This is a genomic window from Luteibacter sp. P4_E6, assembly GCF_056401535.1.
Window position 1 is genome coordinate 1 of record NZ_JBFUJE010000250.1, and the last position, 5,771, is coordinate 5,771.

General features: G+C 63.8%; 12 protein-coding genes. All 12 read left to right on the forward strand.

Annotation, left to right across the window (positions count from 1 at the left end):
• Positions 1–252 precede the first annotated feature (252 nt).
• Positions 253–501, forward strand: a complete 249-nt coding sequence (locus AC1DT2_RS14435) for a hypothetical protein (RefSeq protein WP_477297035.1) — start codon at positions 253–255, stop codon at positions 499–501.
• Positions 498–707, forward strand: a complete 210-nt coding sequence (locus tag AC1DT2_RS14440) for a MarR family transcriptional regulator (RefSeq protein ID WP_477297036.1) — start codon at positions 498–500, stop codon at positions 705–707. Before AC1DT2_RS14435 ends, AC1DT2_RS14440 begins: the two co-directional genes overlap by 4 nt.
• Positions 704–913, forward strand: a complete 210-nt coding sequence (locus tag AC1DT2_RS14445; RefSeq protein WP_477297037.1) for a hypothetical protein — start codon at positions 704–706, stop codon at positions 911–913. The genes AC1DT2_RS14440 and AC1DT2_RS14445 overlap by 4 nt, the downstream gene beginning before the upstream one ends.
• Positions 910–1,617, forward strand: a complete 708-nt coding sequence (locus AC1DT2_RS14450; RefSeq protein WP_477297038.1) for a metallophosphoesterase — start codon at positions 910–912, stop codon at positions 1,615–1,617. Before AC1DT2_RS14445 ends, AC1DT2_RS14450 begins: the two co-directional genes overlap by 4 nt.
• Entirely contained in the window at positions 1,617–2,075 is a 459-nt protein-coding gene (locus tag AC1DT2_RS14455) for a hypothetical protein (RefSeq protein ID WP_477297040.1), read from the forward strand. Before AC1DT2_RS14450 ends, AC1DT2_RS14455 begins: the two co-directional genes overlap by 1 nt.
• Positions 2,072–2,554, forward strand: coding sequence for a nuclease domain-containing protein (locus tag AC1DT2_RS14460; protein WP_477297041.1), 483 nt, complete (start codon positions 2,072–2,074; stop codon positions 2,552–2,554). The genes AC1DT2_RS14455 and AC1DT2_RS14460 overlap by 4 nt, the downstream gene beginning before the upstream one ends.
• Complete coding sequence (locus AC1DT2_RS14465; RefSeq protein ID WP_477297042.1) at positions 2,551–3,348, forward strand: hypothetical protein; 798 nt, start codon at positions 2,551–2,553, stop codon at positions 3,346–3,348. The genes AC1DT2_RS14460 and AC1DT2_RS14465 overlap by 4 nt, the downstream gene beginning before the upstream one ends.
• Positions 3,345–3,581, forward strand: coding sequence for a hypothetical protein (locus tag AC1DT2_RS14470; protein WP_477297043.1), 237 nt, complete (start codon positions 3,345–3,347; stop codon positions 3,579–3,581). Before AC1DT2_RS14465 ends, AC1DT2_RS14470 begins: the two co-directional genes overlap by 4 nt.
• Positions 3,578–3,889: a VRR-NUC domain-containing protein gene (locus AC1DT2_RS14475; protein WP_477297044.1), complete on the forward strand. Its 312-nt coding sequence runs from the start codon at positions 3,578–3,580 to the stop codon at positions 3,887–3,889. The genes AC1DT2_RS14470 and AC1DT2_RS14475 overlap by 4 nt, the downstream gene beginning before the upstream one ends.
• Positions 3,886–4,101, forward strand: a complete 216-nt coding sequence (locus AC1DT2_RS14480; RefSeq protein ID WP_477297046.1) for an ArsR family transcriptional regulator — start codon at positions 3,886–3,888, stop codon at positions 4,099–4,101. Before AC1DT2_RS14475 ends, AC1DT2_RS14480 begins: the two co-directional genes overlap by 4 nt.
• Before the next feature lie 119 nt (positions 4,102–4,220).
• Positions 4,221–4,403 (forward strand): hypothetical protein, encoded by a 183-nt coding sequence (locus tag AC1DT2_RS14485; RefSeq protein ID WP_477297047.1) that lies wholly within the window; start codon positions 4,221–4,223, stop codon positions 4,401–4,403.
• Positions 4,404–5,367: 964 nt separating this feature from the next.
• A partial coding sequence (locus AC1DT2_RS14490; RefSeq protein WP_477297048.1) for a glycoside hydrolase family 19 protein occupies positions 5,368–5,771 on the forward strand: 404 nt, incomplete at its 3' end.

Here is a 5,771-nt window from a genome sequence, read left to right on the forward strand (position 1 = left end):
GCGCCGCGAAACCCCGGCTTACTCGCCCTACCTGATCGGCGGCCACGAGTCAGACAACCGTTCCAACGGCTATGCCACCCCTACGCCTCCCGCACTCGTGGGCGATCCGGAGCGTGCTGCGCTCGTGATGGATCGTGGGAGTAGGGAGGGGGCGATTCGGATCACCGATGGCCGAGAAGCATCGCGGTTGGTAGCGAAGCGTTTGGCCGCTACACAACCCACCAATGACGAACCCGAACCCCCGAGGGCAGCATGAAGCTCACATCCTTTCCCGAAGTCACCGTAACGATCGCCAAGGACCAGCCGGAGTATCTCCCGCTGCCAGCGCACGTTGCCTCCGATGGCGTCGTGACGTGCTGCTGGACGATGTCCTGGCGCGAGCGTCTCCGTGCGCTGGTGACCGGCAAGGTCTGGCACCAGGTGATGACGTTCGGCGCGCCGTTGCAGCCGCAGCTACTTACGACGGCGAAGCCTGAGATCGACTCATGGGAGGCCGCATGAGCCCCGTGCAGCAAGCCGTGATGAACGCAGTATCGACGGGTCCCAAGACCATCAACGATCTCATGGACGCCACGGGCTACTCCGACCAGTACGTCCGCGCCACGGTCGCGTTGCTCGTCGAAGACGGGAAGATCCGCCGCGGCGAGAAGGCTGAGCGAGTCCGTCGCATGGGTGCGCCGACCTATCGCTGGGAGCGCGTGGCATGAGCCCCACCGAGAGTCGGATCCTGAAGGCTTTGGCCTCGCGCCCGATGACGGTACGCGAGCTCGAGCCGGTGGTGTTCTGCGGCGAGCTCCAGATCCGCGCGCTCCTCCGTCGCCTGAATAGGGCCGGTGCGGTTCGGCTGGGCAGCGCCGCACCGCGCGTCAAGCAAGTTGGTTCGGCGCCTCGCTATTGGGAGCGAGTGGCATGAGCCGCATTCAGCGTTTCCCCCGCAACACCGCCGGCCGGGACTTCGTCGTCGGTGACGTGCATGGATGTTTCGATGCGCTGCGCGACGCCATCGCGTTGGCGCAGTTCGACGAGGACTGCGACCGTCTCYTTTCGGTGGGCGACCTGGTCGACCGGGGTCCTTCATCCGAGGAGGCCGTCGACTGGATCGCGCGCCCTTGGTTCCACGCCGTTCGCGGCAATCACGAGCAGATGGCCATCGGCGTCGCCGCCGGCAAGCACGATCACTCGAATTACCTGCGCAACGGTGGCGGCTGGTTCCTTGCCCTGGACGACTATCGCCAGCAGCTCACAGCGCAGGCCTTCGAAACGCTTCCCGTAGCGATCGAGATAGATCACGCCGTCGGGCGCATCGGCATTGTCCATGCCGACATCTGGGGTGGCTCGTGGGATGAGTTCGTCGCCGAGATCGATGGTGACCTTTCGAACAGTCGGCGGCACAAGCTGGTAGAGGTCGCACTGTGGTCCCGTTCGCGCATCCAGGCGCGCGACGAGACTGGAGTCTCGGACCTGTTCGCGCTCTTCGTGGGACACACGCCGGTGAAGACGCCGACCGTCCTGGGCAATGTCATCTATATCGACACCGGAGCCGTCTTCAGTAACGGCCTGACGATGATGGAGATCGGGAAGGTACGCGCCGTCGGCTCTACTGCGGAGGCAGCGTGATGGGTGCCGTCGTCGTGAACAGCGTTGAGCGCCTGCAGATCATCCTCGGTGACATCCGCGAGCAGTGGAGGAAGCACCACTACCTGCGCGTGACCATCAAGACCGGTAAGGACCGGTCGCTCGACCAGAACGCGATCTCGCATGCTTGGTACGAGCAGGTCTCGCGTGAGCTTCGCGAGGACGCTCCGGAAGATGTCAAAGCGGAGTGCAAGTTGCGCTTTGGCGTGCCGATCCTGCGCRCGCACGATGAAGATTTCCGCGAGATGTACGACGCGTCGATGAAGGGGCATCTGTCGTACGAGCAAAAGCTCAAGGCGATGCGCTTTATCCCGGTCACTTCACTCATGACCGTGCAGCAGCTGAGCCAGTACCTCATCGACATGCAGAACCACTACGCCACGGTGGGGGTGATCCTTGAGTTCCCGGAAGATGCGCATCCGCGTCGGCGGGCGGCATGAGGCCCTCAAAAGGTCTCGCGCGCAAGACGCCTATGCCACGGGGCAAGGCACTCGGCCGCGTCCCCGTCATGGGTCGGCCTGATGGCGCCGGCGCCGTGGTGGACGCGATGGCCAGGCCGAAGCGTGCCGCGCCTATGCGAACGTCGCGGCCGGCGATGACGCCGCTCCGCAAGTCCGCCCAGGACGAAGGCTGCACGGTCCAGAAGGCCGGTGTGTGCCTCTACGACCCGAAGACGGTCGTACTGGCGCACCTGCGGTGGCTGGGTGACTGCGGCGGGGCACTGAAGCCTATGGACCTGCAGGCCGTGTACGCCTGCAGCGAGTGCAACCGCTGGACGGACTCGCCGACCCTGGCCGAAACCCGTGACCGCGCCGCCTACGAGGCCGAGCGCGACTTCTACTGCCTGCGGGCACTCGTGCGCACATGGATGCGCATGATCGCCAAGGGGCTCATTACCGTGAAGGGGATCGAAGCTTGAAAGCCTCCGAGATCAAGGCAAAGTTCCCGACCGAAGCGGCGCTCTGCGACCTCTTCATCGCCGACATGCGGGCCATGGGTGGCTGGACGATCTACCCCGAGACGGCTGGCTTCGACATCTTGCTCGTACGTGATGCCACCGGCCATCAGTTGGGCGTCGAAGCGAAGCTGGCGCTGAACGCGAAGGTGGCGGACCAGATCATTCCGGACCTACACATGGGATACGCGACCGAGGGGAAGGAAGGTCCGGACTTCCGTGGTGTCATCGTGCCGTTCATCGGAGATGCGGCAGCGGGTATTGCAAAGATGCTCGGCATCCTCGGCGTGCAGGTTTGGGCGCCAGATGGCTACGCCAGCGTCCGCGATGGCATGCATTTCCGCTTCAGCCGCTACCGCGGCGATGACGCTCGCGAGTTCGATGCCACCCAGGGCGAGCTGATGTCATGGGATCTTGCCTGGCACGACTGGAACCCAGCACGTCGCTGCGAGCTTCCGGAGATCGTTCCCGAAGTCCGTGCCGGCGTCCCATGCCCGACGCGCCTGACGCCGTGGAAGATCGGCGCTCTGAAAGTTATCGCCGACCTTGAAGTATTCGGCTTCGTCACCGCGAAGAGTGTGCGCGACCACAGCATCGACGCGCGCCGCTTCTGCGCGAGTGACGGATGGCTGATATCCCTCGGTAGCGGTCGTTGGGCGCGCGGGACTCTTCCTCGCTTCGAGGATCAGCATCCCGAGGCATACGCCCAAGCGTTAGCCGCCGCACGTGAGCGCGCCGCGCAGGCGGTGGCCGCATGAATGTCGGGACGCGTGTGCGATACATCGGGGGCCAGAAGGTCTATCACAACGTGACGCTCCTGCTTCTTCTGGGCCATACGGGAACCATCAAAGCTCGTTCCAGTGAGCCCGGTAAGGACTGGTTCGTAGAAATGGACGTCGGATGCTTCGACATTGATGCGCAGGCCAGCGCGCTTGAGCCCATCGAAGGCGGCGTCGAGGAATTGCAGGTTGCTGACGAGGTTGCGGCATGAGGTACGCGGCTCGTGTAGATGACAACCAGGGCGAGATCGTCCGGGCCCTAAGGCGGATCGGTGTGTACGTCATCGACTGCTCGCACGTCGGCTCTGGCTTCCCGGACCTGCTGTGTGYTTACCGTGGCCGGTGGACTCTCGTTGAGATCAAGGACGGCGATAAGCCACCGTCACGCCGCAAGCTGACGTCGGATCAGGTGATCTTCCACGCCGAAGCCATGGCGAAGGGCTGCAAGGTTCATGTGGTCGAGAACGTCGAGCAGGCCGTGAAGCTGCTCGGGTCCATCGGGACGAGGATGGCCGCATGAGCAAGATATCCAAAGCGGCCACAATCCGCGCCGCTCTGGCCGAAGCGCCGGCAACGACACAGGAGCTGGCTGCCGAACTCGGTATGGCCCGCAACGCCGTCGCCGCCCATCTCAGCATGATGTCGCGGCGCGATCACGTCAGGAAGAAGCCCATGCTGGGCGCTGATGGTCATACCCGGAATCTCTGGTCGATCGGCAGGAGGTCCTCTTGAATGACGGTCTATCACCACCTGACGCACGCGCTGCGAATCATGCGGATCGAGCCGGACTTCAGGAAATGGGGCCCGCTGATCGACGCACTGACACCGGAGCAGCAGGAGGAATGCAGGCCATGGCTCCGCGAAGAGGCCCGCATGAAGCGAATGCCGGCGCAGCCACCGGCTTCGAGGGTGTCCCCACCAGCATCCTCTCGCTCCAACTCGACCAGGCCCGCGACGACCTCAAAGCCTCGCAAAGGCGCAGCGCGCTGATCCGCCGCGAACTGAAGCGGCGCAAACGACACACCATTCGATAACAGCACGACAGGGGATACCCAATGCGCCGCAGGACAGAACTTGAAGACCGGCTCCGGGAGTGGGCTGAGGAGTACCGCCGTACTGGCACCGACAACCATGGGTGGCAGGGCAAGTCACCGACGGCTGTTCTGGCGAAGTGGGGTGGCCGTCCACCGGACGGGCAAGGTCAGGAAGCCCCGTGTACTGCGGCCGACGAGGTCGAGCGCGCCGTCATGGCGCTGCAGAAGACGAAGGACGGCTACCGTGCCGCCTGTGCTCTGCGCTGCGAGTACTGGATGCTAAACGCTGGTGAAGACCACAAGCTTCAGCGGTTGCGTGCCATGGGTTGCTCCATGAGCCGAACGACCTATTACGACGAGCTCTGGGTTGCACGCGTGCATGTAGCGGCTTGGCTGAGGATACCGCTATCTGACGAGATGGTTCATGCGGACCGAAAGCGGGGGTGACTGGTGAAAGTGAAACAGGGTGAGGGTACGACCAAGTTCGGGCCTGGTGTCAGGATCAACCTGACAGGCGACGAGGTGGCTATCGCAATTGACGCGTGGCTAGTAACGCATGGTGTCCACGTGAGAGGACCGAGGACGGTCACTGTGAATGGGCAGCTTTGCCGATCAGGAAGTGTCTACGTCGATGCGAGTGGATTCGTGATGGCGGACGGGAAGCGGCACTCGGGGCGTGGTGGTGTCTCGTCCTGACGCGCGTAGACGTTGATGACTGCAACGCTGCCTTATAGTGAAAAAAAGGGCTTGCGTCCGGACTTTTTTCCCGGATACTCGCGCCTAGTCAGTGTACCCACTGACCAGAAACCCGCCCATGTGGCGGGTTTTTTTGTGCTCGCGTTTGCCTACCCCTGACGGCAGCCGTTGCACCCCGAGCCGTCACCGTCCTCCCCTGCGGTGGCGGCTCACCCTCTTCCAGGGGCCGCAGCGCTTCGGCGCGGGCCCATTTCAACTCGGAGCTTCCATGGACGCCAAGACATTGATGCTGGCGGCCGGGATCTCCTTGCCGCGAGCACAGCTGTGGGCCCTGCCGCTGACGGCGAGCATGAGCCGTTACGACATCACCACGCCGAAGCGCCAGGCCTGTTTCATCGCCCAGACGGGCCACGAGTCGATGCGCTTCGCGCGCGTCCGGGAGATATGGAACCCCAAGCAGGTTCCGGCCCAGGCGCGATACGAAGGTCGCGAGGATCTGGGGAACACCCAGCCGGGCGACGGTATGCGCTTCATGGGTCGTGGCCTGATCCAGATCACCGGTCGCGACAACTACACAAGAGCCTCGAAGGCCTTGGGCGTCGACTTCGTCCGCAACCCGCAGCTGCTGGAACGCGACGACTACGCCGCCATGGTCTCGGCCTGGTGGTGGCA

Bases quoted from the DNA above. Each gene is read 5' to 3' on its own strand.
- AC1DT2_RS14485 (WP_477297047.1), top strand. From the start codon at position 4,221: ATGGCTCCGCGAAGAGGCCCGCATGAAGCGAATGCCGGCGCAGCCACC.
- AC1DT2_RS14460 (WP_477297041.1), top strand. From the start codon at position 2,072: ATGAGGCCCTCAAAAGGTCTCGCGCGCAAGACGCCTATGCCACGGGGC.
- AC1DT2_RS14445 (WP_477297037.1), top strand. From the start codon at position 704: ATGAGCCCCACCGAGAGTCGGATCCTGAAGGCTTTGGCCTCGCGCCCG.
- AC1DT2_RS14480 (WP_477297046.1), top strand. From the start codon at position 3,886: ATGAGCAAGATATCCAAAGCGGCCACAATCCGCGCCGCTCTGGCCGAA.
- AC1DT2_RS14435 (WP_477297035.1), top strand. From the start codon at position 253: ATGAAGCTCACATCCTTTCCCGAAGTCACCGTAACGATCGCCAAGGAC.
- AC1DT2_RS14440 (WP_477297036.1), top strand. From the start codon at position 498: ATGAGCCCCGTGCAGCAAGCCGTGATGAACGCAGTATCGACGGGTCCC.
- AC1DT2_RS14470 (WP_477297043.1), top strand. From the start codon at position 3,345: ATGAATGTCGGGACGCGTGTGCGATACATCGGGGGCCAGAAGGTCTAT.